At 62.6% G+C, this 26,652-nt stretch carries 20 protein-coding genes; 12 read left to right on the top strand and 8 right to left on the bottom strand.

Translation table 11 applies throughout. From position 1 onward, the window contains the following. The first annotated feature begins 90 nt into the window (after window positions 1–90). On the top strand, window positions 91–2,463 hold the full coding sequence (locus tag AB4Z19_RS06710; RefSeq protein WP_442034753.1) for a diguanylate cyclase domain-containing protein: 2,373 nt from the start codon (window positions 91–93) through the stop codon (window positions 2,461–2,463). Here the strand turns inward: AB4Z19_RS06710 and AB4Z19_RS06705 are convergent. Both AB4Z19_RS06705 and AB4Z19_RS06700 read right to left on the bottom strand, forming a co-directional pair. Then, window positions 2,438–3,328 (bottom strand): LysR family transcriptional regulator, encoded by an 891-nt coding sequence (locus AB4Z19_RS06705; protein WP_442029884.1) that lies wholly within the window; start codon window positions 3,326–3,328, stop codon window positions 2,438–2,440. The two genes, AB4Z19_RS06710 and AB4Z19_RS06705, sit on opposite strands and share 26 nt — an antisense overlap. Continuing rightward, window positions 3,321–5,006, bottom strand: a complete 1,686-nt coding sequence (locus AB4Z19_RS06700) for an FAD-dependent oxidoreductase (protein WP_442034751.1) — start codon at window positions 5,004–5,006, stop codon at window positions 3,321–3,323. Before AB4Z19_RS06700 ends, AB4Z19_RS06705 begins: the two co-directional genes overlap by 8 nt. Before the next feature lie 95 nt (window positions 5,007–5,101). Here AB4Z19_RS06700 and AB4Z19_RS06695 point away from each other — a divergent pair, with 95 nt between their 5' ends. After that, on the top strand, window positions 5,102–6,232 hold the full coding sequence (locus AB4Z19_RS06695) for a hypothetical protein (RefSeq protein ID WP_442028857.1): 1,131 nt from the start codon (window positions 5,102–5,104) through the stop codon (window positions 6,230–6,232). Here AB4Z19_RS06695 and AB4Z19_RS06690 read toward each other — a convergent pair. Continuing rightward, window positions 6,223–7,245, bottom strand: a complete 1,023-nt coding sequence (locus AB4Z19_RS06690) for an AraC family transcriptional regulator ligand-binding domain-containing protein (RefSeq protein ID WP_442034749.1) — start codon at window positions 7,243–7,245, stop codon at window positions 6,223–6,225. The genes AB4Z19_RS06695 and AB4Z19_RS06690 overlap by 10 nt on opposite strands. Next, complete coding sequence (locus AB4Z19_RS06685; RefSeq protein ID WP_442034747.1) at window positions 7,242–8,117, bottom strand: GGDEF domain-containing protein; 876 nt, start codon at window positions 8,115–8,117, stop codon at window positions 7,242–7,244. The genes AB4Z19_RS06690 and AB4Z19_RS06685 overlap by 4 nt, the downstream gene beginning before the upstream one ends. A gap of 284 nt (window positions 8,118–8,401) precedes the next feature. On the opposite strand from AB4Z19_RS06685, the gene AB4Z19_RS06680 reads away from it, so the two are divergent. Both AB4Z19_RS06680 and AB4Z19_RS06675 read left to right on the top strand, forming a co-directional pair. Beyond that, entirely contained in the window at window positions 8,402–10,927 is a 2,526-nt protein-coding gene (locus tag AB4Z19_RS06680) for a TonB-dependent receptor (protein WP_442034745.1), read from the top strand. Continuing rightward, entirely contained in the window at window positions 10,927–12,672 is a 1,746-nt protein-coding gene (locus AB4Z19_RS06675; RefSeq protein WP_442034743.1) for a phytase, read from the top strand. Before AB4Z19_RS06680 ends, AB4Z19_RS06675 begins: the two co-directional genes overlap by 1 nt. Here the strand turns inward: AB4Z19_RS06675 and AB4Z19_RS06670 are convergent. Further along, entirely contained in the window at window positions 12,623–13,291 is a 669-nt protein-coding gene (locus AB4Z19_RS06670) for a TetR/AcrR family transcriptional regulator (protein WP_442028521.1), read from the bottom strand. The genes AB4Z19_RS06675 and AB4Z19_RS06670 overlap by 50 nt on opposite strands. Before the next feature lie 50 nt (window positions 13,292–13,341). On the opposite strand from AB4Z19_RS06670, the gene AB4Z19_RS06665 reads away from it, so the two are divergent. The 6 genes from AB4Z19_RS06665 (at window position 13,342) to AB4Z19_RS06640 (ending at window position 22,090) form a co-directional block, all read left to right on the top strand. Next, window positions 13,342–13,920: a hydrolase gene (locus AB4Z19_RS06665; protein WP_442034742.1), complete on the top strand. Its 579-nt coding sequence runs from the start codon at window positions 13,342–13,344 to the stop codon at window positions 13,918–13,920. 61 nt (window positions 13,921–13,981) lie between these two features. After that, a complete protein-coding gene (locus AB4Z19_RS06660) occupies window positions 13,982–15,274 on the top strand; it encodes an NCS2 family permease (protein ID WP_442026856.1) in 1,293 nt (430 codons plus the stop codon). 236 nt (window positions 15,275–15,510) lie between these two features. After that, entirely contained in the window at window positions 15,511–16,602 is a 1,092-nt protein-coding gene (galT, locus tag AB4Z19_RS06655; protein ID WP_442034740.1) for a galactose-1-phosphate uridylyltransferase, read from the top strand. After that, window positions 16,599–17,672, top strand: coding sequence for a galactokinase (galK, locus tag AB4Z19_RS06650; RefSeq protein ID WP_442026852.1), 1,074 nt, complete (start codon window positions 16,599–16,601; stop codon window positions 17,670–17,672). Before galT ends, galK begins: the two co-directional genes overlap by 4 nt. After that, complete coding sequence (locus AB4Z19_RS06645; protein ID WP_442026851.1) at window positions 17,669–19,456, top strand: glycoside hydrolase family 2 protein; 1,788 nt, start codon at window positions 17,669–17,671, stop codon at window positions 19,454–19,456. The genes galK and AB4Z19_RS06645 overlap by 4 nt, the downstream gene beginning before the upstream one ends. Window positions 19,457–19,504: 48 nt before the next feature. Further along, window positions 19,505–22,090 carry an NAD(P)-binding protein gene (locus AB4Z19_RS06640; RefSeq protein ID WP_442034738.1) on the top strand — a complete coding sequence of 862 codons (2,586 nt, stop codon included), beginning with the start codon at window positions 19,505–19,507 and terminating at the stop codon, window positions 22,088–22,090. Here AB4Z19_RS06640 and AB4Z19_RS06635 read toward each other — a convergent pair. Then, complete coding sequence (locus AB4Z19_RS06635) at window positions 22,074–22,457, bottom strand: hypothetical protein (RefSeq protein ID WP_442027931.1); 384 nt, start codon at window positions 22,455–22,457, stop codon at window positions 22,074–22,076. The two genes, AB4Z19_RS06640 and AB4Z19_RS06635, sit on opposite strands and share 17 nt — an antisense overlap. Here AB4Z19_RS06635 and AB4Z19_RS06630 point away from each other — a divergent pair. Beyond that, a complete protein-coding gene (locus AB4Z19_RS06630) occupies window positions 22,456–22,917 on the top strand; it encodes an Lrp/AsnC family transcriptional regulator (RefSeq protein ID WP_442027932.1) in 462 nt (153 codons plus the stop codon). The two genes, AB4Z19_RS06635 and AB4Z19_RS06630, sit on opposite strands and share 2 nt — an antisense overlap. Here the strand turns inward: AB4Z19_RS06630 and AB4Z19_RS06625 are convergent. Continuing rightward, window positions 22,914–23,936 (bottom strand): DNA topoisomerase IB, encoded by a 1,023-nt coding sequence (locus tag AB4Z19_RS06625; RefSeq protein ID WP_442027933.1) that lies wholly within the window; start codon window positions 23,934–23,936, stop codon window positions 22,914–22,916. The genes AB4Z19_RS06630 and AB4Z19_RS06625 overlap by 4 nt on opposite strands. 126 nt (window positions 23,937–24,062) lie before the next feature. On the opposite strand from AB4Z19_RS06625, the gene AB4Z19_RS06620 reads away from it, so the two are divergent. Next, a complete protein-coding gene (locus tag AB4Z19_RS06620; RefSeq protein WP_442027935.1) occupies window positions 24,063–24,812 on the top strand; it encodes a DUF481 domain-containing protein in 750 nt (249 codons plus the stop codon). Window position 24,813: 1 nt separating this feature from the next. Here the strand turns inward: AB4Z19_RS06620 and msbA are convergent, their stop codons facing one another. Continuing rightward, window positions 24,814–26,634 (bottom strand): lipid A export permease/ATP-binding protein MsbA, encoded by a 1,821-nt coding sequence (gene msbA, locus AB4Z19_RS06615; protein WP_442034736.1) that lies wholly within the window; start codon window positions 26,632–26,634, stop codon window positions 24,814–24,816. Between the last annotated feature and the right edge of the window lie 18 nt (window positions 26,635–26,652).

Raw genomic sequence — 26,652 nt, 5'->3', positions numbered from 1 at the left:
GGCGTCACGAGTTGCTTCAGAATGTTATTTTATGGCACAAAGTTCGCTCAGCGTATGCAATACTAAGCCATCCCACAGCCGCCGCTAGCAATGAGACTTCCGCAAAGCCTGAAATTCCGCATGTCCAGCGTGGTCATCCTGCTGGTGCTGGCGGCGACGACGATCGTCACCTGGCTTGCCTTGCTGATGGCGGAGCGGGACATGAAAGCTGTGATCGGCCAGCAGCAGTACCATCTGCTGTCTGCCGCGGCGGGCCATATCGACGAACAGTTGTCCGGCAAACGCCTGCTGCTGGCGACGCTGGCTGAAGCCATCTCGGTCGGCAAACCGAGTCCGGAATCCATCCGCCAGGCGCTGGCTGCGCATTCTTCAGCGCGCACGGAGTTCGCTAACCTGGTGGTGTTCGACAAGAACGGCGAAATGGTGGCGACCATGCGCGAGCAGCTGGCTGCCCGCCAGTTCAATGTCGGCACGCGTCCCTATTTCGAACAAACCCGCCAGCAGAAGCGCGGCATCATTTCGCCGCCGGTGCGCAGCCGCATTTCCAACCTGCCGGTGGTGGTGTTGACCCATCCCGTGATCGACAGCGGCGGCGATGTGCAGTATGTCATCGCGGGCAGTATTGACCTGATCAATTCGGATTTTTTCAGCCAGTTCACCGGCATGAGTCCCGGCAAGACGGGCTTTATGTTCATCATGACGACCGATGGCATCCTGGTCAACCATCCCAACAAGGCGCGGCTGCTTGAGCACATCAACGCCCGCCCCGGCTTCAACAAAGCCACCGATATGGCGCTGAAAGGCTTTGAAGGCTGGGTGGAAGCGCGCAACAAGGAAGGCAACGAGGGCATATATTCCTATAAGCGCCTGCAGGCCACCAACTGGATTGTGGCCGTGCGCTATCCGACAGAGGAAGCGTTCGCGCCCATGATTGCCATGCGGCGCACCGCCATTCTTGCCGCTACCGCCTTTGCTGCGGTAGCGGGCTTGCTTAGCTGGTTTGTGATCGACCGCCTGCTGTCGCCCCTGGAACGCCTTCGCGCAGGCTTGCACGCCGTGCGCACACGCGGCAGCGACCTGTCGCAGCTGCGCACCGGCCGCCAGGATGAAATCGGCGAAGTCAGCGAAGCCCTGTATGAGCTGACGGCGGAACGCCAGGCGGCACAGGATCAGCTTCGTGAGAGCGAGCACCGGGCGCGCATGATCGCGGATAACATCCCGGCCCTGATTGCCTACGTCGACCGCGACCTGCGCTACAAATTCACCAACGAGCATTACCGCTTCCTGGTGGGGCTCGATCCGAAAGACATGCTGGGCAAGACCATCGGTGAAGTATTCGGTCCGGAAGTGATGGACCGCTGGCGCGACAAGTTTGAACTCGCCCTGTCCGGCCAGATAGTCTACGAAGAGCGCGATGGTGAAGAACTGGGCCGTCACATGCATCTGATGGTCCACATGGTGCCCGACCTGGCCCCGGATGGCAGCGTGATCGGACTTTATTTGATGTCCATGGATATTACGGAGCGCAAGACCGCCGAGCTGACGCAAGCCGCCAGCGAGCAGCGCCTGAAGCTGATTACCGACCATTTGCCTGTCATGATTTCGGCTATCGACAGCGCCCGTTATCTGCAATTCGGTAACGCGACCTACCAGCGCTGGCTGGGCATCGATCCGCACAGTGTGCCGGGCCGTCCGCTGCACGCTGTGATCGGCTACCGCTATTACGAACTGGCCAAGCCCTGGATCGACCGCGCCTTCCACGGCGAAGTCACGGTACACGAATCCCGTGCGCGCCTGAACGGCGAGCCGCGCATTCTCGAAACAACGTTCGTGCCGGATGTGCGGCGCGATGGCAGCGTGCCCGCCGTGTACGCCCTCACCCATGACGTCACCCGTGCCCGCGAAGTGGAAGCGCAACTGCTGCAGCAGGCAAGGCGCGACCCGCTCACCGGCATCGCCAACCGCCGCCTGTTTGAAGAAGCGCTGGACCAGGCCATCGAGCGCGTGCGGCGGCAGGACACCCAGATGGCGCTGGCCTACCTGGATATCGACAACTTCAAATCCGTCAACGATACGCTGGGACACAGCGCGGGCGACGAAGTACTGAAGCAGTTTGCCCTTCGCCTGTCGGGCAGCATTCGCACCACCGATACCGTGGCGCGCCTGGCTGGCGATGAATTCGTCATCATTTTCGAAAACATTCGCCAGCCGGCTGAAGTGCGTGTACTGGCCGACAAAATCATCGCCTCCATTGCCTCCGATTTCATGGTGGCGGGCCAGCCCATGCGCGTGACGACCAGCTTTGGCGTGGCGCTATATCAGGGCGGCAGTGAAACCTCAGGAGGACTGATCGGCCGCGCCGACGCCGCGCTGTACGACACCAAGCGCCGCGGCCGCAACGGCTACACCATCGACAGCGGCCGTCACATCGCAGGCCTCAGCCCTGTTTCAGCAAATCGATAAAGCTGCGCCCTGCCGGCCCTGGCGGCGCATCCTTGCGGTAGACAGCGTACATGGAAAAGGCGTTGCCCAGTACCGGGCTGGCTTCCAGTTCGATGCGCACCAGCGCACCGCTGGCCAGGTCGCCTTCCACCATATGCAGCGGCATGCCGCCCCAACCCAGGCCCGCACGCAGGAAGGCATGCTTGGCGCCCAGGTCGGCCAGACGCCAGCCATTCGGATTGAACACGCCGTACTGGCGTCCAGCGGTCAGCTCCGAGCGGTCGGTCAGAATCAGCTGCACATGGCGCGCGGCCTCGCTGCGCGGGACTGGCCCCTTGATTTTGGCCAGCGGATGCTCTGGCGCCGCGACCGCAACCAGCGGCACGGACAACAGATATTCGCTGCTGCAGCCAGGCGGCAGCTCGGGGAAAGAGCCGAGAATGGCAATGCGCGCGACGCCTTCCAGCATCGGCTGCACGGCAGCGCCCAGTACCTCAACACCAAGGCGTAATGGCGTGCTGGGATATTTTTCGTGGAAGCAGCGCACCGCATCCGTCAGCCGCGCAATCGGAAACATGACGTCCACCGACACGGAAAGCTCGGGTTCCAGCCCTTCCGATAGCGAACGCGCGCGCGCCTTGAAGCCATCCATGCTGCTGGCTGCCGCTCGTGCATCTTCCAACAGGGCGCGGCCTTGTTCCGTTAAGCGGGGATAGCGTCGGCTGCGGTCGAATAAGGGAAAGCCGACTTGCTGCTCAAGGTTGGCGAGCGTCTGGCTAACGACCGACTGCGCCCGCCGCAGCTTGCGTCCTGCGGCTGAAAAACTGCCTTCATCTGCAGCTGCGATAAAGGTTCGCAGCTGGTCCATCGACATCCCGTCAAGCATCCGGCACTCCGGCCAGCACCACGTGCAGCGACTGGATCGCCGCCGAGCCCTCGCCCACTGCCGCCGCCACACGCTTGACTGAACCGCTGCGCACGTCGCCTACGGCAAACACGCCTGGTCTGCTGGTTTCCAGCGGATGCGGGCGGCGCTCCAGCGGCCATCGGCCGGGCGGGATCTGCCAGCCGGTCAGCACGAACTGGCGGTCATCCAGTGCCACACAATCGTTCAGCCAGCTGGTGCAAGGGTCGGCGCCGAGGAAAAGGAAGACATGGCGTATCGGCTTTTCCACCACCTCGCCGCTGCCATCCATGCGGCAACGGATGAACTCCAGTTTGTCTTCACCGCACAGCTCCACGACCCGGCTGCGCGTATGCAGCGTGATGTTCGGCGTGGCCTCGATGCGCTGGATCAGGTAGTGCGACATGCTGGCCGCCAGCCCTTCCGAGCGCACCAGAATATGCACATGCCGAGTGTGCGCGGCCAGGAAAACGGCGGCCTGGCCGGCAGAATTGCCGCCGCCGACTACGACCACCTCTTCCTTATGGCAGAACTGCGCTTCCATGTAAGAGGCGCTGTAGTAGACGCCGCGTCCCTCGTATTCGCCCAGCTCAGGCAGATCCGGCTTGCGGTAGCGCGCGCCGGTTGCGATGACCAGCGAGCGACCATGAACCTTCTCGCCCTGGTCGAGATGCAAGGTGAAGCGCCCGTCTGTGGTGGCCGGGCATTCGATCGCTTCGACTTCAAACGGCACCGCCACTTCGGCCCCGAATTTGCGGGCTTGTGTCAGTCCGCGCCCTGCCAGCGCTTGGCCGGAAATCCCGGTCGGGAAGCCAAAGTAGTTTTCGATGCGCGAGCTGGCGCCGGCCTGGCCGCCCGGAGCTTTCCCGTCCAGCACAGCGACTGTCAGGCCTTCCGAAGCCGCGTACACGGCGGCGGCCAATCCTGCCGGGCCGGCGCCAACCACGACGACGTCAAATTGGCGGCCATCCAGCTTGTCCGGACTGATGCCGATGGCGTCCGCCACTTCACGCGCCGTCGGCTGCTTCAGCACCACGCCGAGGTGGGTGATCACCGCGGGCAGTTCATCGCTGCGGATGCCGAATTGCTCCATGATTCCGGCGGTTTTTTCATCCGCCACCGTATCGAAATAGGTCGCCGGTTGCAGATTCCGTTGTAGGAATTTTCTCACCTTGAGCGTGCTGGCCGAGTTCTGTGCACCCAGCACGATGAGTCCTGCTTCCTTCTCATTGAAGAAAGCCACGCGGCGCAGGATGAACGCGCGCATCATCAGCTCGCCCAGCTCGGCATCGCCGATGACCAGAGCCCTTAGCTCGTCTTCCGACAGCGTGATCACCTCGCCCTCGCTCACCGCTTTGAAACTGGCGCTGGCGGCACGGCCGACCAGGGTCCAGGTATCACCAGTGAACATCCCACGTCCGTGCAAACCGAGCGAATGCTCGCCCAGCGGCCATCGGCGCAACAGTTCAACCTCGCCGGACAGAATCACATAGCAGCGCACGTGCCGCTCGCCCTGGCGAATCAGGTAATCACCCGTCGCGAATCTGGCGCGATGGCCGTAACGTTCGATGCGCGCCAGCTGCTCCCCACTCAACGGTGGAAAGATCTGATGGCGGCGGTTGCTCAAATCCGGAGCTGGCGGACGGGGTTTATCAGTCATAAAATTATTCTAACACTGCGTGTCAGCGCATTCTTACACGCCAACGGCATGGTGGCTGCTAGAAAGTGCGCTGCGGCATGGCCATACTTTTTGCCATGATGACAACCATCGAACACGTCCGGCGCAACAAAAGCGCACCCCAGCCCGTTCTGACGGCCCGTCAGCTCTATCTGATGCTGCGCGAACAAAGCGACCGCGAACAGGCACGTGCTTTCATTATGCGCGCCATTGAGGAAGTCGCGGAGCTGCCTTGCGACTTGCCGGAGGATTACGCCACGTGGCCGCAATGGGTGGTGAGTCGCAATCAGGAAGCCGAAAACCAGCATCAGCGCTACCAGGATTCACGCCGCGCCGGTGCGCCGCGTCGCCATTTCGCCACACGTCCGGCGGCCCGCCGCTTCCTCAGCTATGCGGCGCCGGCCCTGATGGTGGAAGGCGCCTGGCTGTACGGTGTGCTGCGGCACTGGGACCTGGAGGCGGTGCAGCCGCTGGTGCGCATCTATCTCGAATACATCGGCAAAGGCATCCCGGACTGGAACCGCGTGCTGCGCGTGCGCCAGCTGCTGACTACCCAGGGCTGCGTCAACTGGCAGGATCAGGAAGATGAACTGTTCGCGCAAGGCGCGCTGCGGCTCGCCCTGTCCTGCTGCGGCGACGAATTGCTGCCGGAACTGCTGGGCTACCAGCTTGGCGTCGCGGCGGAGCCACAGTATCGCCATTCGGTGGTCGAGGAGCTGCGCGAACTGGGCATCTCCTGCTATCTGCTGGCGCCACCTGCAGCGGCCGATGACGCCACCGTCGCCTGCATTAACGATATGCTGCCGCTGATGCAGGACCGTGCCGATTTCCTGCGCCGCGTGCGCAATGGCTACCGCCTGCACGGCCTCGGCGCCGAACCGGTGGAAGCCGCGCGCGACGACACCGCCGACATCAATGCCGCCATGGTCGCGCTGCCGATACCGGAATTTGAGTCCGCCCCGCCTGCCGAACCGGCGATGCGCCCGCACGACCACGAGCCGCGCGCCGTGATCCGTCACGACGTTCCCGTCGATGAACACGCGTGGGAAAGCATCGACAATGAACTCGGCCTGCTGGAAGCGCGCGTCGCGAGCTGCGAAACACGCGAAGAAGCCGTGCACCTGCTGGTGCGCGAAATCTCGCCGTCCCAGCACCACCAGCCTCTGGGGCTGATGGCGGCTCGCCTGTTCACCCAGCTCTATGCCTGAATCGCCAGGCCTTCCCGCAGAAGGCCCGGCGTTAATCCCGTCCAGCGTTTGAAGGAACGGCGGAAATTCGCCGCGTCGTGGAAGCCAAGATAATGCGCCACCGCTTCATTATCGGCCCGCTGCGCCAGGAAGAGATACAGCGCCACATGGCTGCGCACCTGATCCAGCTCCGCCTGGAAATGCGTACCATGACGCTGCAAATGGCGTTTCATGGTGGCGGCACTGAAGCCGAATGTCGCACTGGCCTGCTCCAGCGATGGCGCGCAGCGCACATGCTCCAGCAGGTAATCGTACAAAGCTGCCAGCAGTCCCGGCGCGGCTTGTAATTCGGCCTCGGCCTGCCGCAAAGCCAGCGCCGACACTACGTTGCTGCCGCGCGGCCAGGGCTGGTCCAGGCAGGATGCATCGACCAACATGGCGTCCAGATGGCAGTTGAATCGTAACGCGCTGCCCAGATGGACCTCATGCTGTTCCACATGGCGTGGCGCCGCACGGTTGAAGCAGAAGCGCCAAGGCAGGCGTGCGCCGGACAGCCAGCGGCATAAGGACACCAGCGCCGCCATATGCATCTCCACCAGCGCGGGGCGCAGCGAATGGGCGCCGAAACTGTCGCTCCAGTACAGCACCGCCATGCCGTCCGCCTCACGCCAGCGCGGGCAAAGCAATGGCGTCAGGCGCGCATGGCCAGCGCACAGCAAATCCAGCGCATGCCGTAAATCCGGGGCGTGCAGCAGCGCATGGCTGATGGCGCCAGCCTGGCCCGGCAGCATTTGCTGGCCGAGCAGGAAGCTGGTGTCCGGACTACCGGCCAGCTTCAGCAAATTTTCCAGTAACTGCAGATACTGCGCAGGTGTAATCCTGCCACCGGCCGTGTCGAGCGCTTGCGGCAGCAAGCGGCTGCCGCGCATCAGCGCCGTTTCCGGCAATTCCTGGCTGCGCGCAAACTCCAGCAATAACGCAGGCTGCGGCAACGCCGGAATGCAGGCATCGGCGCTTGTGCTGAAGCGAATCACGCAGGCTCCATCTGGTGCGGCGTAGCGGCGCCATCCAGCACCTGGCCCAGTGCCGCCAGCAGATGTTCGGGCTCGCCTTCCGCCTCGCCGCAGGCATAGCGCACACTGAGGGAAATCACGCCGGTCGCTGCATGGTGGCGCAGCAGCGCGGCTGCATCGCACAGATGCGTCGCCACAGCGCGTGCCTGCTCGACGCCTAGTCCCGGCAGCAGCACGGCAAAACGGTCGCCTGCATAGCGGCAGAGCAGATCCTCATTGCGCAGATTGAGCAGCAGCAGATGGCCCAGGGCTTGCAGCACGCGGTCGCCTTCGCGCTGGCCATGCTCACGATTGATGCGATGGAAGCCATCCACATCCAGCAGCACCAGTGAAGCCTTGCGTTGTTCCAGCTTGATCTGGCTGCGCAGATAAGCGGCGTCCGCCAACTGCGTCACGCGGTCGAAGCCGCGATGATCGCGGAACAGCCGTTCGCGTTTCTGCAAATGCTCATTGACGTTGAACTGCTCCTCGCGCCAGTAATACAAGCCCGCCGTCAGGACCAGCATCCCCAGCGGCATCAGGCCCTCCAGCCAGTTATCCCAGGTCGCGGCCTTATCGATCTTGTAGAACTCATCGAGGCAGTCGGCCCATGAGCCGAGCATGATGAAGGCCAGACCGCAAGCCAGCAGGCGCGTCACCAATCCGCCGGGACGGCTGCTCAAGGTGATAAGGAACCACACTCCCGCCATTGCCGCAGTGCCGCCCTCGTTAATGATGTCCAGCCACTTCCACGCCGCGAAAGGCTTCGGCATGCCGGCATTGGCGTATAGCAGAGCAAAGGCCACTAGTGCGAGCGTGGCGGCGGCAAGATAATCACGGTGCAGTCGGAGCATATTGGCAGCGGCTTCAAGTTTGGGCCGCAGCAGCATAAGCACTACGCATGACAAGCCGATGACATGGCGCGTCAATACAACAGGGGTCAAATCAGCTCACATCTCATCCCCCAACCGCTTTGGGGTCAGGCGCCAAATGCAACATGTGGCCGCTACCGTGAGTCATTTCGGCTCATTTGCCGCGGTGATTGGCCTATTTGGGGCTGCGCATCAATAAGCCGTCATCGAACTGTCACATCGCATTTCAATAATCCGTCCGGTTTTCCAACTACACTCGCACAAAAATGAACCAAACGAACACTCCCCTGCGCCTTTCCGCTATCGCTGCAGGCGTCCTTTCCATGGCCAGCGCCTATGCACAAAACAGCGACACCGCCGGTCTGGCCGCCAGCGTGCTGGTGACCGGCCAGCGTGCAAGCCTGACCAAATCTATCGCCGCACAGGAAAAGGCCGATAACATCGTCAGCGTCGTGAGCAGCGACGATATCGGCGGTCTGCCGGATAAGAACGCCGCGGAAGCGCTGGCGCGTCTGCCGGGAGTCTCGGTGCAGCGCGACCAGGGTGAAGGCCGCTACGTGACCGTGCGCGGCCTGGGCCCGGACCTGAACGCCGTCACCATCAATGGCACCATCGTTCCCTCGCCCGAAGCCAGCCGCCGCGCCGTAGCGCTGGACGTCATCCCTGCCGGCATGATTCGCTCGCTGGAAGTGAGCAAGACGCTCACGCCGGACATGGACGCCAACTCCCTCGGCGGCACGGTCGAAGTAAAGACCCTGTCCGCCTTCGACCTGCCGGGCCGCCTGCTCTCCGCCAACGCGGCCGCCAGCCACGACGAAAACACCGGCCAGACCAGCCCGAGCGCCGGTATTCTGTGGGCACAGCGCTTCATGGACGGCAAACTGGGCGTGGCGGCAGGCCTGAGCGGCGAAAAGCGCAAATTCGGCTCCGATAACGAGGAAACCGGCGGCGCCTGGGATGGCGATCGTCTGACCGGCTTCGAAATGCGCGACTACCTGCCGGTACGTGAGCGCTATGCCGCTGCGCTGAATCTGGACTACCGCCCGGCCGCCGGCGAGAACTACTACCTGCACAGTTTCCTGAGCCGCTTCAGCGACGATGAAGTACGCGACCGCATGACCGTCAGTAACGTCAGCGGCGGCGCACTGACCGAAGGCGTACCTGCCAGCGCGCGCCTGGAGCGCCGCATCCGCCAGCGCAAATTCACGCAGGAGATCCGCTCTGCGGTTCTGGGCACCAGCCAGAATTTGAGCGACTGGCAGCTCGATCTCGAAGCTGCCTACAGCCGCTCGGATGAAGACACGCCGGAATCCCTGAACGACGGCCGTTTCCGCGGCAACGCCAACTTCGCGGGCATCGCATTTACGGATGGCCAGCTGCCGCGTTTACAGGCCCCCGCCAGCGCCTTCGACCCAGCCAGCTACAGCCTGAACGCCATCACCCTGCAACAGCGCTATTCCAACGACAAGGAAAAGCACGCACGATTCGACTTGTCGCACGCCTTTGAACTCGGCGAATACCGCTCCGACCTGAAGTTCGGCGCCAAAGCCAGCCGCCGCGACAAGACCAATGACACCAACCAGTGGGCCTACAACAGCAGCAAGTCCACCAGCCCGAATTACTGGGGCGCCGGCTCCACTTCCATGAGCGCCTTCGTGGAAGACCGCATGCTGGACTACAAACTGGGCACCATCGGCACCGCGCTGGACCCTATGCTGATCCGCGCCCGCGTCGCTGGCCTGGACCGCAACGCCGCCAGACTGTCCGCCGAATCGGCCATCAGCGATTTCGGCATGAGCGAGGATATCAACGCAGCCTATGTGCAGAACACACTGTCGCGCGGCGCATGGCGCGTGCTGGCAGGCGTGCGCGCCGAGCGCACCAGCTTTGACACATCCGGCGCACAGGTCAACGGCAGCGTGATCACGCCTGTGCAGCGCAGCCACTCCTACACCAACTGGCTGCCGTCGCTGCAGGCCCGCTACGAAATCGACAGCGCCACCAGCGTGCGTGCGGCATGGACCAATTCCGTCGTCCGCGCCAACTTCAGCCAACTGGCGCCGGGCGTCACCCTCGCCAGCCCAACCGAAGCGACCATCGGCAATCCGGACCTGGCCCCATTGAAAGCGCACAATATCGACCTGGGCGTCGAGCGCGTCATAAGCAGCGACGGCACTGTGTCGGCCTATCTGTTCAACAAAGAGATCCGCAACTTCACCTACACCACCAATCTGGCGGGCACCGGCCAGTGGCTGGGCTACACCACCGCGACTTCCTATGCCAATGGCGATAGCGCCCACGTACGCGGCATCGAACTGGCGTGGCAACAGCCGCTGCGCATGCTGCCGGCCCCCTTCAACAACCTGCTGATCGGCGCAAACGGTGCGCTGACCGCGTCCAGCGCTGCCATCGCCAGCTACGATGCTGCGACCAAAACCCAGCAACGCCGCGACATCATGCTGCCGGGCCAATCCAGGCGTGTGATGAACCTGATGCTGGGCTATGAACAAGGCCCCGTCAGCAGCCGTCTGGCCGTGAACTACAAATCGCCTTACCTGCTGGAGCTGGGTGCGGACATTCTGAAGCCTGCGCAGGACCATATCGTCGACACGCAGACCCAGCTTGACTTCTCCTTCAACTGGCAGCTGAATAAGCGCGTGCAGCTGACCTTCGAAGCGGCAAACCTGAACAACGAAAAATACTACGTCTATCAGGGCACCAAAAACCACAACGTTCAATACGAACAATACGGCCGCACCTACAAGATTGGCCTGAAAGCGAGCCTGTTCTGATGAAGGCGGTATTCAAGACCCTCGCAGCGTCACTGGCCCTGATTGGCGGCGGCACGATCCACGCCGCGCCAGCACAGCCGCCCCTGGTGGCCAAGGCCAGCGAGCTGTCCGCCCTGCCCGGCGGCGGCTGGCTGACAATTGACAAGCACGGCCTGCACTTGCTGGCCGCCGATGGCTCGGAGCGCGCCCACCTGGCCCTGCGCGCCAAGCAGCTGGACACGCGCGCAGCGAACGGCATTACCGCCCAGCGCACGCTGGCCATTGTCATCGACGCCAACACCGAGCAAGTAGTTCCTGTACTGGCCGATCCGGCGGCCGGCACCCTTCAGGCCTCCGCGCCAATCCCGGCGCCGGGATGGGGCACTGGCGTCGCCTGCCTGTTCCGCGACGCCCAGCAGATCGACTACATCTTCCAGTCGGCACGCGATGGGCAGGCGGAGCAATGGCTGTTGAAGGACGGCGTGCCGCAACTGGTGCGCAAGCTGGCCCTGCCGCCACACGTGAAGCATTGCCGCACCGACGACGCGACGGCAACGCTGTTCGTCAGCGAGCCGGACCTGGGCTTGTGGGCCTACAACGCCGATCCTGAAGACGGCGGCTCACGCGAGCCGGTGGCGTTGCGCGCGCCATTCGGCAAGCTGTCCGGTGGTGCAGGCGCGATAGCGGTACGTGCAGATGGCGTGGAAGTCGAGGATGCCACATCGCACAGGCACATCTTTCATCGCGGCAGCGGCGCCTGGCACTCCGGCGCTGCGCGCAAGACGCCGGCAGCAATGCAAGCGCCTGCCATCGTGATGGCCCGTGCGCAGACCGAACCCATGCCACGCCTGGGTGACGCAGCCGACGATCCGGCCATCTGGGTCAATCCACGCAACCCTGCCGACTCACGCGTGCTTGGCACGAACAAGAAACAGGGCCTGCTGGTGTACGACATGCAGGGCCGCCAGACCCAGTTGCTGGAATCCGGGCGCCTGAACAACGTCGACCTGCGCCAGAACGTCGATCTCGGCGGCGTGCGCGGCGATTTCGCCCTCGCCACACAACGCGACGAAAACTCGATGGTGCTGTATGCCATTGCCTCCGATGGCGAGGTCAGCGAAGCCGCGCGTTTCCCGACGCCGCTGGAACGTATCTACGGCACTTGCGTTTATCAGCCGAAGAACGGCGGCCTGGAAGTCTTCATCAACGACAAGGACGGCAGCTTCCTGCAGTACCGCATCGCGCACAACGGCGGCGCCTACACCAGCACCCTGCTGCGCCGCTTCAAGACAGCCAGCCAGCCGGAAGGCTGCGTGGCCGACGATCGCACGGGACGCCTGTTTCTCGGCGAGGAAAAGCGCGGTGTCTGGTCAATTTCGGCCGATGGCGACGGCAAGGAATCCATGCACATGATTTTGCCCGTGGGCGGCATCATGACGGCGGACGTGGAAGGCATGTCGATCTACCACGGCGCCAACGCCAGCTATCTGGTCGTTTCAAGCCAGGGCAGCAGCAGTTATGTGGTGCTGGACGCGGCGGCGCCGCACAAGGTCCGCGGCAGCTTCCGCATCGGCATCAATCTGGAAGCCGGCATTGACGGCACCTCGGAAACGGACGGCCTTGATGTCACCTCGGCCAATCTTGGCGGTCCTTTCGCTCAGGGCATGCTTGTGGTCCAGGATGGCCACAAGCGCCTGCCGGACGGACCGCAGAACTTCAAGTACGTTTCGTGGGAAGATGTGGCGCGTGCGCTGAACCTGCGCTAATCAGCTCGGCGAGGTAATGCTCCACCAGGCCTTGCAGTTCGGCCGTTGCGTCGCCCCGATCAGCCGCAGGCACCTCCGCATTCAACGCAACGGCGGCCTTCATCAGGTGCTGGATGACGGCCGCCCTGATCTCCAGCTCACGCGCGGGGAGTTCCGGCGCCAGCACGGCCAGCACCGAAGCCACCTCGCCGCGCACCTTGCGGCGAATATCCTGGGCGCCCGGCATCACCGGGTCCTGCAATTCCGCCAGTCCCAGGAATGCGGGACGCGATTTGCGGAACCGAATGAAGGTCGTGGTCAGGCGCGCGGCCAGCACCGGCAATTCCACCGTTTCCGCGTCACGCCGCAAACCTTCGAAGACTTCGCCAAGCTGCGCCAGGTATTGCTCAAACAATGCCTGCGCCACCAGTTCCTTGGTCGCAAAGAACTGATACAGCGAACCAATGGACGATTCGGCGCGCGCCGCGATGGCGGTCATGGTCGCCGTTTCGTATCCCTTTTCCGCAAATTCGGCAGCAGCCGCCTCCAGCAAGGCGGCGACACGCGCGACGCCGCGCGCGCGGCGTCGCGCCTTCGCTTCACCGGCGTTCGCGGTTTTCGTTGACTTTTGTGAGTCCATCCTCATATAATTTTTTGTGAGCCCACCCTCACAATACACCAGGAGTCATCATGTTGCAAAAATTCGACCCAAAAACGACCGCCCTCGTCCTAATCGATCTCCAGCAAGGCATTCTGGGATTCGGCAAGGCGCCGCGTCCCGGGACCGAGGCGCTGAGCACCGCCGCCACGCTGGCCAGGCGCTTCCGTGAAGTGAATGCGCCGGTTGTTCTGGTGCGCGTCGGCTGGAGCAGCGATTTCGGCGACGCTCTGAAACAAGCCGTCGACCAGCCGCCACCGCTGCCGCCAGGCGGCCTGCCGGCGAACTGGTGGGACTTCCCGGCCGAACTGGAAGCTGCGGACAGCGACATCAAGATCGTCAAACGCCAGTGGAATGCGTTTTATGGCACCGAACTGGACCTGCAACTGCGCCGCCGCGGTGTCACAACCATTGTACTGGCCGGGATTTCGACCAATATCGGCGTCGAATCCACGGCGCGTGCGGCCTACGAGCATGGCTACTCATTGGTGCTGGTTGAAGACGCCATGAGCTGCGGCTTCCAGGAACACCACGACGCCTCGGTCAAATTCATCTTCCCGCGCCTTGGGCAGGTTCGCCAATCCGGCGACGTGCTGGAGGCGCTGGCATAGTAGAGCTGCCCCGGCTGGTGGTATGCTTTAAGCAAACCAGAACCGGGGAGCATCTGTGTCCATCGCAGAGAAACTATTCAAACTCAAGGAAAGCGGCACGGACGTGCGCACCGAAGTGGTCGCGGGCGTCACCACTTTCCTGACCATGGCCTACATCATCTTCGTCAATCCCGCCATTCTTGGCGATGCGGGCATGCCGAAAGAACCCGTGTTTGTCGCCACCTGCCTCGCCGCCGCATTAGGCACGACCATCATGGCCTTGTACGCCAACTACCCGATTGCGATGGCGCCGGGCATGGGTCTGAACGCCTATTTTGCTTACGCGGTGGTGCTAGGTATGGGCATCACGTGGCAGGTTGCTCTCGGCGCCGTCTTTATCTCGGGCTGCCTGTTCCTCACGGTCAGTCTGCTTGGCTTACGCGAGATGGTGGTAAACGGTATTCCACGTTCTCTGCGCACAGCCATTACGGTGGGCCTGGGTTTGTTCCTGGCACTCATTGCACTCAAGTCTGCTGGCATCGTTGCCGCCAATCCCGCCACCATGGTCGGTGTGGGCGACCTGCACAAACCGCCGGCGCTGCTGGCCATTGTGGGCTTCCTGCTGATCGTGACGCTGGATCGCCTGAAAGTACGCGGCGCGATCCTGATTGGCATTATCGTCATCACGGTCCTGAGCTTCTTTTTTGGCGGGAATAAGTTCAACGGCCTGGTATCCGCACCGCCGTCGATCGCACCGACCTTCATGAAACTGGACGTGCCGGGCGCTTTCGGCGTCGGCATCCTGAATGTGGTGCTGGTGTTCTTCCTGGTTGAATTGTTCGACGCAACCGGCACGCTGATGGGCGTGGCCAACCGCGCCGGCCTGCTGGTCAGCGGCAAGATGCAGCGGCTGAATAAAGCGCTGCTGGCCGACAGCACGGCCATCGTGGCGGGCGCCGTGATGGGCACTTCCAGCACCACGGCCTATGTCGAAAGTGCAGCGGGCGTCCAGGCGGGCGGCCGCACCGGCCTGACGGCGCTGGTGGTTGCGGTGCTGTTCCTGGCCTGCCTCTTCATCGCGCCGCTGGCTGGCGTCGTGCCGGCTTACGCTACTGCACCTGCCCTGCTGTTTGTGGCTTGCCTGATGCTGCGCGACCTGTCCGATGTGGAATGGGCGGAAACCACGGAAAGCATTCCTGCCGCGATCACCGCCTTGCTTATTCCCTACACTTATTCCATCGCGCACGGTGTTGCCTTCGGCTTCATTACCTACGCCGCCCTCAAACTGCTGACGGGCCGGGCACGCGAAGTGAAACCCATCGTTTGGATTATTGCTGCGGTGTTCATCTTCAAATACAGCTGGATCGGCGCCTGAGTTTCAGGAAACTGGCTCAAGGCCATGTAGGTGCAGGCCTTGCGGCATTGAGAGCCCAGTCCTACACGCGGTATCAGCGCCGCACTGTAGGGCTGCCTTTGCCCGGCATGTGACGAAAACTTACATACCGACGAGCTGAAATGAGTGCTTCTTGCAACGCGGAATTGACTTCCCGCGCTGCAGCGAATTGATAGGATTTCCCGACGCGCCGCTTGATGGCGCAGGAGATTCTTCTCATGCACGCACTCGACCTGGTCAAGCCCGACGGGCGTGAAATCACGCTCTACAGCCGCAATGCGATATCCGCGATTGCGTCCGCGCCCAGCCCATTCGCTGAGCCGCTGGGCGCCAATCCCCACCTCCGCTGGCATCCGCTGCGCGGCGAATGGGTCACGTACGCGGCCTTCCGCCAGAACCGCACCTTCCTGCCGCCGCCGCAATACAATCCGCTGGCGGTAACGGTCGACGAAGCCGCACCAACCGAGCTGCCGCAGGGCGATTACGAAATCGCCGTGTTCGACAACCGCTTCCCTTCGCTGTCGCTGGCGTCGCACGATCCACCGCAGCTGAAGGTACCGACAGCACCGGCCGCCGGACATTGCGAAGTCGTGGTGTTCACGCAGGACCCCAGTGCCGCGCTGGCCCATCTCGATCTGGGCCGCATCGAGCTGCTGCTACGGGTGTGGGCTGACCGCACCCGGCGCGTGCAGGGGCGTGGCGGCATTCAGTACGTCCTGCCGTTCGAGAACCGCGGCGCGGAAGTTGGCGTCACGTTGCACCATCCCCACGGCCAGATCTACTCGTATCCTTTTGTGCCGCCGGTGCCGGCGCGTATGCTGTCGCAGGAGCAGGCCTTCTTTGCTGAACATGGCCATTCCCTGCTCCCGCACATGGCGCGGGACGAGCTGCGCGAAGGCCTCCGTCTGCTGTATCAGGGTGAACATGCCGTGGCGTTTGTACCGGTCTGCGCTCGCTATCCCTACGAAGTATGGGTGATGCCGATTGCACCCTGCTCCAGCTTCACGGACCTCAACGAATTTCAGCGCCGCGACCTGGCGCGCGCGCTCAAGACGGTGTTGCTGAAGTATGAAGGGTTGTGGCAGCGCCCTTTTCCTTATCTGATGGCCTGGTATCAGGCGCCAACAGATGGCCGGCAGCATCCGGAGACGCAGTTGCACGCGCAGTTCTATCCGCCCTACCGCACCAAGGAACGCCTGAAGTATCTGGCCGGTACCGAGCTTGGTGCCGGGTTGTTTGCCATGGACGTGCTGCCGGAAGAAAAAGCGGCGGAACTCAAGCAAGTCCAGGTCATACTGGAGGCTGCATGATGACGCCGACAGAGTTCTTCAGCGGAACCGCTCAGGTCCACAGTTGGGCTCCTGGCCGAGTTAATCTGCTCGGCGAGCACACAGACTACAACGATGGCTTCATGCTGCCGATCGCGACGCCGCAGCGCACCGATGTGATGCTGGGTGCCAGCGATGACGGCCGCTTCCACCTGTATTCCGCGACGCTGGGGGAAAGCTTCGATTTCGCACCCGGCGAGAAAGCGCCGGAAGGATTCGGACGCTATATCGAGGGTTGCATCCGCCTGCTGGAACAGCGCGGCGTACAACTGCCGCCACTCCGCATTTACGTCCGCTCCAATCTCGCACTGGGCACGGGCCTTTCCAGCAGCGCCGCGCTGGAAGTGGCCACGCTGCGCGCCTTGAAGGAATTGCTGAATCTCGATCTAGATGGCGTGTCCATCGCGAAAATCGCCCAGCAGGCCGAGATCCAGTATGCAGGCGTCAACTGCGGCATCATGGACCAGATGGCGGCCAGCCTGGCGGACAGCGAACATATGCTCTTTCTCGACGCCCGCACGCTCGACACCCGTCTGCTGCCGCTGCCCGCGCAGTCGGAAGTGCTGGTGGTGGATTCCGGCATGCCGCGCACACTGGCCGCCAGCAAATACAACGAGCGCCGCGCGGAATGCGAACAGGCCGCGCAGCTGCTGGATGTTCCCGCTCTGCGCGATGTCACCCGGCTGGAGGATGTGGAAGTCCTGCCGCAGCTCCTGCGTAAGCGCGCCCGCCACGTGGTGAGCGAGAACCTGCGCGTACTGGAAGCCTGCGGCGAAATCACGCCCCAACGCTTCGGCCAGTTGATGAACGATTCTCACGCCAGCCTGCGCGACGACTACGAAGTCTCGATTCCGGCGCTGGATATCCTTACCGGCGCCTTGCGCACCCAACCCGAAGTGTATGGCGCCCGCCTGACCGGCGCTGGTTTCGGTGGCGCTTGCGTCGCCCTGTGCCGCACGGGTTATGCCGCCATGGCAGGCCGCCACGCCGTCGAGCAAGTGAATGCCGCCGGCGGCCGTGCGCGCCTGCTGATTACCGGAGAAGCACGATGAGCGATTTCGAATACCCGCGCCCGCAGCTGGTGCGCGGCAACTGGCAATCCCTGAACGGCCCCTGGCAATTTGCCTTCGACGACGAGCGCAGCTACCGGCTGCCGGAAGATTCCATCAAGTGGACGCACGAAATCATCGTGCCCTTCTGTCCCGAGTGCGAGATGAGCGGCATTGGGGACACCGGTTTCCACACCATTGTCTGGTATCGCCGCGAGTTCGAAATGAACCAGCGCGGTTCACGCACCCTGCTGCACTTTGGCGCCGTGGACTATTCCTGCCGCGTTTGGGTCAACAACCGCCTGGTCACCGAGCACGAAGGCGGCCATACCTCCTTCTGCGTGGATATTACCGACGCGCTGGCCGAAGGCAAAAGCCAGACCATCACCGTGCAGGTGGAAGATGACCCCGCCGATCTGGCTAAGCCGCGCGGCAAGCAGGACTGGCAGCTGGAGCCGCATTCCATCTGGTATCCGCGCACCACCGGGATCTGGCAGACAGTGTGGATTGAGCAGGTGCCATCGACCTACATCGAGAAGATCCGTTGGACGCCGATTTTCGACGGCTTCGAAATTGGCTGCGAAATCAAGACCGCAGGCGACAAGCGCGACCGCATGACGGTGGAAGTCAAACTTTCGCACGATGGCTTGCTGCTGGCGGATGACGACTACAAGCTGATAGGCCGGGAAGCCAACCGCAAGATCGCCATCTCCGACCCCGGTATCGACGATTCGCGTAACGCCCTGCTGTGGAGCCCCGAGTTCCCGACCCTGCTCGATGTCGAGCTGACGCTGCGCTGCGACGGCGCCGTGCTGGAAACTGTGCATTCCTACACGGCCCTGCGCTCGGTCGCCATCAACCGCGACCGCTTCATGCTGAACGGCCGCCCTTATCCCCTGCGCCTGGTGCTGGATCAGGGCTACTGGACCGAAAGCCTGATGACGGCGCCCAACGATGCGGCGCTCAGGCGCGACGTTGAGCTGGCCAAGGAAATGGGCTTCAACGGGGTGCGCAAACACCAGAAAATCGAAGATCCGCGCTATCTCTACTGGGCGGACAAACTGGGCCTCCTGGTGTGGGAGGAAATGCCTTCCGCCTACGCCTTCAGTCCACGCGCCATGACCCGCCTGCTGCATGAATGGGGCGAGGCCATCGAGCGCGATTACAGCCACCCCTGCGTGATCGTCTGGGTGCCGTTCAACGAATCCTGGGGCGTGCCGAACCTGACTTCGATGCAGGCCCACCGCAATGCGGTCGAAGCGCTGTACCACATGACCCGCATGCTCGACTCAACCCGGCCGGTGATCGGCAACGATGGCTGGGAGGCCTCCGCCACCGACATCCTCGGCATTCACGATTACGACAACGACCCGCAGCGGCTGAAGGCCCGCTACGAGGTGACCGATCCGGCGCGCACCCTGTTCGACCAGCGCCGTCCCGGTGGCCGCATCCTGACGCTGGATGGTTTCCCGCACCGCGGGCAGCCCATCGTGCTGACGGAATTCGGCGGCATGGCCTTCGATCCGAAAGCGCCCGCGCACCAGACCTGGGGCTATGCACGGGCCAACACTGCGGAGGCTTTTTACAAGGCCTACCGCGAACTGCTGGAAGTGGTGGGCTCGACGCAGATGTTCAGCGGCTTCTGCTACACGCAGTTTGCCGACACCTTCCAGGAATCGAACGGGCTGCTCAACGCGGACCGCTCGCCAAAGATACCGATGGAGCAGATCAACGCGGCCACGCGCAACGTGCCGCTGCTGGTCGACACTCCACCGGCACCGGGCTGACAAGGCCCTCAACAACCATTCGAGACCCGCAAGGGCAAGGGAGAACGCATGTCAACAATTATCGTATTTTGTCATTTACGCTGGGATTTCGTGTTTCAGCGTCCGCAGCACCTGCTGACTCGCCTGGCGAACCACTACAAGATCATTCTGGTCGAGGAACCGGTTTTCCAGGAAGGCGCGCCTTGCCTGAAGATCAGCTACCCTGCACCAAACATTACCGTCTACCAGCCGCAAACGCCGTGTCATGCGACTGGCTTCCACGACGATCAGATCCCGCTGCTGCAACCGCTGCTGGCCGACATTGTTCCAGAAAATGAAGATCCGATCGTGTGGTTCTACACGCCGATGGCGCTGCCCTTGCTGTCCCAGCTCCATCCCGGCCTCGTCGTGTACGACTGCATGGACGAGCTGTCCGCCTTCAAGAATCCACCGCGCCAGCTGCTGCAGCGGGAAACAGCCCTGCTGAATATCGCCGACCTGGTGTTCACCGGCGGGCCAAGCCTGTTCGAAGCCAAGCGCACCCGCCATCCCAGCACGCATTGCTTCCCCAGCAGCGTGGATGCGGCGCACTTTGCCAAGGCGCTCAACCGCGCGGATGATCATCCGGCGCAGCACGACCTGCCGCACCCGCGTCTCGGATTCTACGGGGTGATCGATGAGCGCTTCGATCCGGCCCTGCTGCAGGCACTGGCCGATGCCCATCCCGAGTGGCAGCTGGTGATGGTGGGCCCAATCGTGAAGATCGATCCGGCCCAGCTGCCGCAGCGCGCCAACATCCACTATCTTGGCCAGCAATCCTATGCCGACCTGCCACGCTTCCTGGCCGGATGGGATGTGTGTCTGATGCCGTTTGCGCTCAACGAAGCCACGCGCTTCATCAGCCCGACCAAGGTGCTGGAATATATGGCGGCCGAGCTGCCCATCGTCAGCACGGCCATTACCGACGTCGTGAAGCCCTACGGCGATATCGTGGCGATCGGTCACACACCGGAAGAATTTATCCGTGCCTGCGAAATCGCGCTGGCGCAAACGCCCCAGCAGCGTGAACACATGGCCGAACAGATGCGCAGGATTGTCGCCAGCACTTCGTGGGAAGCCACTGGTGCGCGCATGAAATTGCTGATGGATGGCACCCAGCCCGGCCGCCGCTCCGCGCGCCTGACGACGCCGGAAGGCATGGCCAATGAGGCAACCGTGGCGTTGCGCCAGTCCAGCACCAAAGTACATACAGCCATTGTCGGCGCGGGGCCGACCGGCTTATCGGCGGCCTATCATCTGGGCACGGACACCCTGCTGCTCGACAAGAATGCCACGGTCGGCGGCTGGTGCCGCTCGATTACCGACAAAGGCTTCACCTTCGATCACGCGGGCCACATCATGTTCTCCAACGATCCGTATGTACTCAAGCTGTACGACGTGCTGCTGGGCGATAACCAGCACTGGCAGCTGCGCGAAGCCTGGGTCTACAGCAAGGACGTCTACACACGCTATCCCTTCCAGGGCGCCTTGTATGGCCTGCCGCCGGACGTGATCCGCGAATGCATCATGGGTGCGATTGAAGCGCGCTACGGATCGGACAAGCCGGCCTGCGCCAACGAAGGCGTGGATGACTGCTGCGCCGACGGCACCGCGGACGCCGCCAATGCCAGCGCGGCGGCAGTGGAAGACAAGCCGCGCAACTTCGAAGAATTCATCTACAAGGTGTGGGGTAAAGGCATCGCCAGGCACTTTGCGATTCCTTACAACCGCAAGCTATGGACCGTGCCGCTGACCGAGATGGAAACCTCCTGGCTGGGTGGCCGGGTGCCGCTGCCGGACCTCGGTGAAATCGTCGATGGCGCTTTGCAGCCCGTCGCCAAACCGATGGGACCAAATGCCCGCTTCGGTTATCCGATCAAGGGCGGCTTCCAGGCGCTGATGAATGGCTTCCTGCCGCATATTCGCGGCAAAGTGGAACTGAAGGCCGACGTGGTGCAGATTCTGCCCCAGGAGCACGTGATTGCGCTGGCCGACGGCCGCCGCTTCCGCTACGAGCAGCTGGTGTCCACCATGCCGCTGCCGGAACTGGTGCGCCTGTGCGGTAACGAAGCGCCGGAAGAAGTGCAAGCTGCGGCGCGTGGGCTGAAGCACATCTCCATCCGTTGCGTGAATATCGGCGTGAACCGCACCGGCATCACCGATAAACACTGGATCTACTACCCGGAGGACACCATCTTCCACCGCATCTTCGTGCAGGGTAACGCCAGCAAGGAATGCAACGCGCCCGGTGGTTTCGGCTTCACCTGCGAGATTTCCTACTCGCCGTGGAAGCCGCTGCCGGTCGATGGTGATGACCTGATCGCGCGCTGTGTGGCCGATTGCGTCAAGGTCGGATTCATCAAACCGGACGACGAAGTGGTCACCGCATCCATCGTCGACATGCCTTACGCCTACGTGGTCTACGATCACCAGCGTGCTGACAATGTCGCGACCGTGCGCGCCTGGGCCGAACAGCACGACATCATCCTGGCCGGCCGCTACAGCGAATGGGAATATTACAACTCTGACCACGCTTTCCTGGCCGGGAAGAAGGCGGCCGAGAAAGTAAAAGCCGGCACAATCGAAACGGGGCCTGCCGTCAAAGCGGACGGCTGATTCGCGGCCGCTCGCGTATCTTGAGGATGCCAATCACATTGCAAAGCCGCATACGGCAAAGCACGAGGGCATCCTCTTCCTCCGCCTCCACCTGCAGATCCACGTTCATCCCGTGCACACCCGGCGCCATGCTGACGCCGCGTAGCTGCACGCCTCCGCGCCGGATAATGGCCAGCGCAGATTCCAGCGAAGTGGTGGCGCTATCCACTTCGACGCGCATTCTGAAAGAAGTCTCCATGACGAAATGATAGGCTGCCGTTGGTGGAATAGGCATCCAAAGATTACTCAGAAACCTGCCAATTGAAGAAGATTCTTCTTTCTCGGATAGAATGCAAGGATCGACATTCTGCAAAGCAGGCAAAATCATGGAACAACTGGACGAAATCGACCGCCGTATCCTGCGCGAACTGCGCCGCGACGGCCGCGTAAGCAATACCAAGCTGGCCGAGAAAGTAGGCCTGTCGACCACACCATGCTGGAACCGCGTGCGCGCCCTGGAAGAAGGCGGCGTGATCGAAGGCTACACGGCGCTGCTGAACCAGGAGGCGCTTGGCTTACCGGACACCGTCATCATCGAGGTCACGCTGGAACGCCACGACGACTCCATGCTGGAAAAGTTCGGCCGCGCGCTCGCCACGCTGCCCGAAGTGATCGAGGCTTACCTCCTGACCGGAGAATATGATTACCTGATCAAGGTCGCCGTGGCCGGCACTGCCGGTTATGAAGAATTCCTGCGCAAGAAGCTGTACAAGCTGCCCGGCCTGCGCCACAGCCGCTCCACTTTCGTGCTGCGCTGCCTGAAGCGCGAGCATTCGGTCGAACCTTAACCTTGCAGCAGCGCGAGCACGGCGCTTTCATCGGGATCGAGTTCGCCGCCGCAGCCTTCGCCCAACAGAACACCGCACATATAAGCATCCAACACGCCTGGATGCACGTAGCACTTGCGGCAGACGGCCGGCGTATTGCCCAGCTTTTCGGCCACACTTTCGATAGCCCGCACCACATTGCGCCTGGCTTCCGTCTCCGATTCAAAATGGCCAGCCTCACGCAGCGCCAGCGCCGCCAGCACCGTGCCGGCCCAGGTACGGAAATCCTTGGCCGTGAAATCCTCGCCACTGATGGCGCGCAGATAATCGTTCACGTCCGCGGAACCGATGGCGTGGGTATTACCTTCCTCGTCCACATACTGAAACAGGTCCTGGCCGGGCAAGTCGCGCATGCGCTGAATGATGCGTGCCAGGCGGCGGTCGCTGACGCGCACGGCATGGCTGATGCCACTCTTGCCACGAAAACGAAATTCGACCGCGCTGCCGGCGATGCGTACATGCCGGTTGCGCAAGGTCGTCAGGCCGAAGGACTTGTTCTCACGCGCATACTCCTCATTCCCGATGCGCATCAGCGTCGCTTCCAGCAGATATACAACAGTGGCCAGCGCCTTTTCGCGCGGCAGTCCCGGCAGGCTTAGCGCTTCATCAACCGCACGCCGGATCGACGGCAAGGACGTCGCGAAGTTGGCCATGTGCTCATACTTCGCTTCGTCCCGCACGGTGCGCCAGCGCGGGTGATAACGGTATTGCTTGCGGCCGCGCGCATCACGTCCCGTGGCCTGGAGATGGCCGTTTGGCTGGGCGCATATCCACACATCCGTCCAGGCAGGCGGAATCACCAGGGAGCGTATGCGCGACAGCACCGTTTCATCGCGTACCGCAGCGCCGTCGGCATCCACATAACGAAAGCCATCGCCCTGCGGCACGCGCCGATAGCCTGCGGCGTTGTCGCTCACATAACGCAACCCGGCCAGTCGGGCTGCCGCTACACCATTGATCGCGGAATCGTCGGGTTTCATGATGTGCAAATCCTACCGCCCCTGCGAAATACGCGGCTCACGGTTGCGCGCGCTCTTGGTGAGGCTGAGGTACAATGCCGCTTCCCCCTTTAGTACCAACGGCCCGCAGGCCCCGGAGCAAGACGCATGAAATATCTCCCTGCCTTAGCCCTGGCACTCGCCACGGCAAGCAGCGGCGCGTTCGCCGCAGACACAGTTGAAGAAAACCTCGGTTGGCATACGTCCGCCGAACTTGGCGCAATTACCACCAGCGGTAACACCACCGGTACCACGGTCACCGGCAAAATCGACGCACGTCAGGAAATGCAGGACTGGAGCAATCAATATATTGCGACCGGCTTCTTCAAAGACGACCGTTTCAAGGACGACCAAGGCGTATCGCACAGCAAGCGATCCGCTGAGCGCTTCTCGCTGTCCGCCAAAGCCGGCTACAAGCTGGTGGATGACCAGGAAAAGCTGTTCGCGCTCGGCTCGTACGTGGACGACAAATTCGGCGCGTTCACCCACTACACCACGATCGCAGTGGGTCACTCAAGCCGCTGGCTGGACTCGCCGAACAAATCGCTGGATGTGGAACTCGGTCCTGGCTATATCAACCGCACCCGCTCCACCGGCGAGGAAGAAAGCGGCTTGACCTTGCGCGGCGCGGCTAACCTGCGCTGGAAGATCAGCCCTTCGGCTTCCTTCTCGCAGAGCGTGACCATGGAAACCGGCGCCGGCAATGTGCACTCGGTGGCGGAAACGGCTCTCAGCACCAAGATCAACAGCACCATGCAGATGAAGGCGGCATTCAGCGCCCGTAACGATACCAGCGTCCCGGTGGACAAAAAGAACACCGACACGCAAACCTCGGTGACCCTGGTCTACTCGTTCTGATTCAGTGCGATAGCTGTTTCTGCGTCTGGTACAGGCGGGCATAGATCCCGCCTTGTGCCAGCAGCGAGTCGTGGCCGCCGATTTCCGCAATCGCGCCTGATTGCATGACCACGATACGGTCCGCATTCTCGATGGTGGACAGGCGGTGCGCGATGACCACGGTGGTGCGCCCTTCCATCAGTTTCTCCAGCGCTGCCTGCACCTGGCGCTCGGATTCGGTATCCAGCGCGCTGGTCGCTTCGTCCAGGATCAGGATCGGCGCGTCCTTATACAGCGCGCGGGCAATTGCCAGGCGCTGACGCTGGCCGCCGGACAGGCGCAAGCCATTCTCTCCGACTTCCGTTTCATAGCCTTCCGGCAGGCGCGCGATGAATTCGTGTGCATAGGCCGCACGGGCCGCCGCTTCGATGCGCGCGCGGTCCGGGTTCTCGTCGCCATAAGCGATATTCGCGGACAGCGTGTCGTTGAACAGCACCACATCCTGGCTAACCAGAGCGATCTGGCTGCGCAAGTCCGGCAGGCGGTATTCGCGCAGGTCGACGCCATCCAGCAAGATGCGGCCGGACCCGACATCATAGAAGCGCGGCAGCAGGCTGGCCAGCGTGGTCTTGCCGCTGCCCGAACCGCCCACCAGCGCCACCGTTTCACCGGCGGCGATATCGAGCGACACATTATGTAAGGCCGGCGCAGCGTCGGCATCATCCACGTTGTAGCGGAAGCCGACTTGCTGCAGTTCGATGCGGCCTTGTGCGCGCTCCAGCGTGCGGGTGCCGGTATCGGGTTCAATTGGCGCGTCGATCAGGCCAAACACCGACTTCGCTGCGGCAAGCCCGCGCTGTAGCGGCTCGTTAATTTTGGTCAGGTTCTTGATCGGCGACTGCATGATCAGCAGCGCCGTCAGGAAGGCCACGAAAGCGCCCGGCGACAGTGCACCGGCGCGGGCGCGCAGCAGCGCCACGTAAATCACGGCGGACAACGTCGCCCCCACCAGCATCATGATGACGCCGGAGTTCATGGCAGCCGTTGAGGCATGTTTCACCGCGATCTGGCGATTCAGCTTCACCACTTCATCGAAGCGTTTCTGCTCGTATTTCTGGCCGCCGAAAATCTTCACCACGCGCTGGCCGCCAATGCTCTCGTCGAGCACGCGGGTCAGCTCTCCCATTGCATCCTGGGCACGTTCGCTCAGGCGGCGCATGCGGCGCGCGGCGAAAGTCACCACCAGTGCCACCAGCGGCAACAGGACAAGGCAGAAAGTGGCCAACTGCCAGTCGATCGTGAACAGCGAAACCAGATAGCCAATGGTACCCACCGAATCGCGCACCGCCACGTTGACCACGTTCAGGCCCGCCTGCGACACCTGTGCAGCATCGAAGGCCACGCGCGACAGCGTGGTGCCGGTGGAGGACTGATCGAAATAGCGGTTCGGCAGGCGCAGAATACGGGCGAACATGCCTTCGCGCAGATTGGCCTGGACACGCTGCGTCAGCCAGGTCGAGCCATAATCGGCAAAGAAGCTGCTGACCATGCGCACCATTGCCAGCGCCAGAATCAGTGCGGGAATCGCCCACAGCATGGAGTCGCCGCTATTCTTCGGCAGCAGGCTATCCGCCCATCCCTGCACCACGCCCAGCATGCCGCCGACGTGATGAGTGGCCCCCGGTCCTTCGGGGCCCAGTCCATCGATCACGTTTTGCAGCTGGCGGACCAGCAGCACGTCCGTCGTCGCCGCCACCGCAACCGCCACCAGCGTGGCGATAACGACCCCGATATAGGGCTGGAATTCCTTGGTCAGTCGGAGATAAAGTTGGCGGGTTTGCACTATTCTGATGGTTATATG

Source organism: Pseudoduganella sp. RAF19 (genome assembly GCF_052114165.1).
In the GTDB taxonomy this organism is placed as follows: Bacteria; Pseudomonadota; Gammaproteobacteria; order Burkholderiales; family Burkholderiaceae_D; genus Rugamonas.
The sequence above is the reverse complement of the archived record's forward strand: the minus strand, read 5'-3'. Positions and strand labels throughout refer to the sequence as shown.

Bases quoted from the DNA above. Each gene is read 5' to 3' on its own strand.
- AB4Z19_RS06665 (WP_442034742.1), top strand. From the start codon at position 13,342: ATGTTGCAAAAATTCGACCCAAAAACGACCGCCCTCGTCCTAATCGAT.
- AB4Z19_RS06645 (WP_442026851.1), top strand. From the start codon at position 17,669: ATGAGCGATTTCGAATACCCGCGCCCGCAGCTGGTGCGCGGCAACTGG.
- AB4Z19_RS06700 (WP_442034751.1), bottom strand. From the start codon at position 5,006: ATGACTGATAAACCCCGTCCGCCAGCTCCGGATTTGAGCAACCGCCGC.
- AB4Z19_RS06625 (WP_442027933.1), bottom strand. From the start codon at position 23,936: ATGAAACCCGACGATTCCGCGATCAATGGTGTAGCGGCAGCCCGACTG.
- AB4Z19_RS06640 (WP_442034738.1), top strand. From the start codon at position 19,505: ATGTCAACAATTATCGTATTTTGTCATTTACGCTGGGATTTCGTGTTT.
- AB4Z19_RS06635 (WP_442027931.1), bottom strand. From the start codon at position 22,457: ATGATTTTGCCTGCTTTGCAGAATGTCGATCCTTGCATTCTATCCGAG.
- galK (WP_442026852.1), top strand. From the start codon at position 16,599: ATGATGACGCCGACAGAGTTCTTCAGCGGAACCGCTCAGGTCCACAGT.
- AB4Z19_RS06620 (WP_442027935.1), top strand. From the start codon at position 24,063: ATGAAATATCTCCCTGCCTTAGCCCTGGCACTCGCCACGGCAAGCAGC.
- AB4Z19_RS06710 (WP_442034753.1), top strand. From the start codon at position 91: ATGAGACTTCCGCAAAGCCTGAAATTCCGCATGTCCAGCGTGGTCATC.
- AB4Z19_RS06680 (WP_442034745.1), top strand. From the start codon at position 8,402: ATGAACCAAACGAACACTCCCCTGCGCCTTTCCGCTATCGCTGCAGGC.
- AB4Z19_RS06675 (WP_442034743.1), top strand. From the start codon at position 10,927: ATGAAGGCGGTATTCAAGACCCTCGCAGCGTCACTGGCCCTGATTGGC.
- AB4Z19_RS06695 (WP_442028857.1), top strand. From the start codon at position 5,102: ATGATGACAACCATCGAACACGTCCGGCGCAACAAAAGCGCACCCCAG.
- AB4Z19_RS06630 (WP_442027932.1), top strand. From the start codon at position 22,456: ATGGAACAACTGGACGAAATCGACCGCCGTATCCTGCGCGAACTGCGC.
- AB4Z19_RS06685 (WP_442034747.1), bottom strand. From the start codon at position 8,117: ATGCTCCGACTGCACCGTGATTATCTTGCCGCCGCCACGCTCGCACTA.
- AB4Z19_RS06670 (WP_442028521.1), bottom strand. From the start codon at position 13,291: ATGGACTCACAAAAGTCAACGAAAACCGCGAACGCCGGTGAAGCGAAG.
- AB4Z19_RS06705 (WP_442029884.1), bottom strand. From the start codon at position 3,328: ATGCTTGACGGGATGTCGATGGACCAGCTGCGAACCTTTATCGCAGCT.
- galT (WP_442034740.1), top strand. From the start codon at position 15,511: ATGCACGCACTCGACCTGGTCAAGCCCGACGGGCGTGAAATCACGCTC.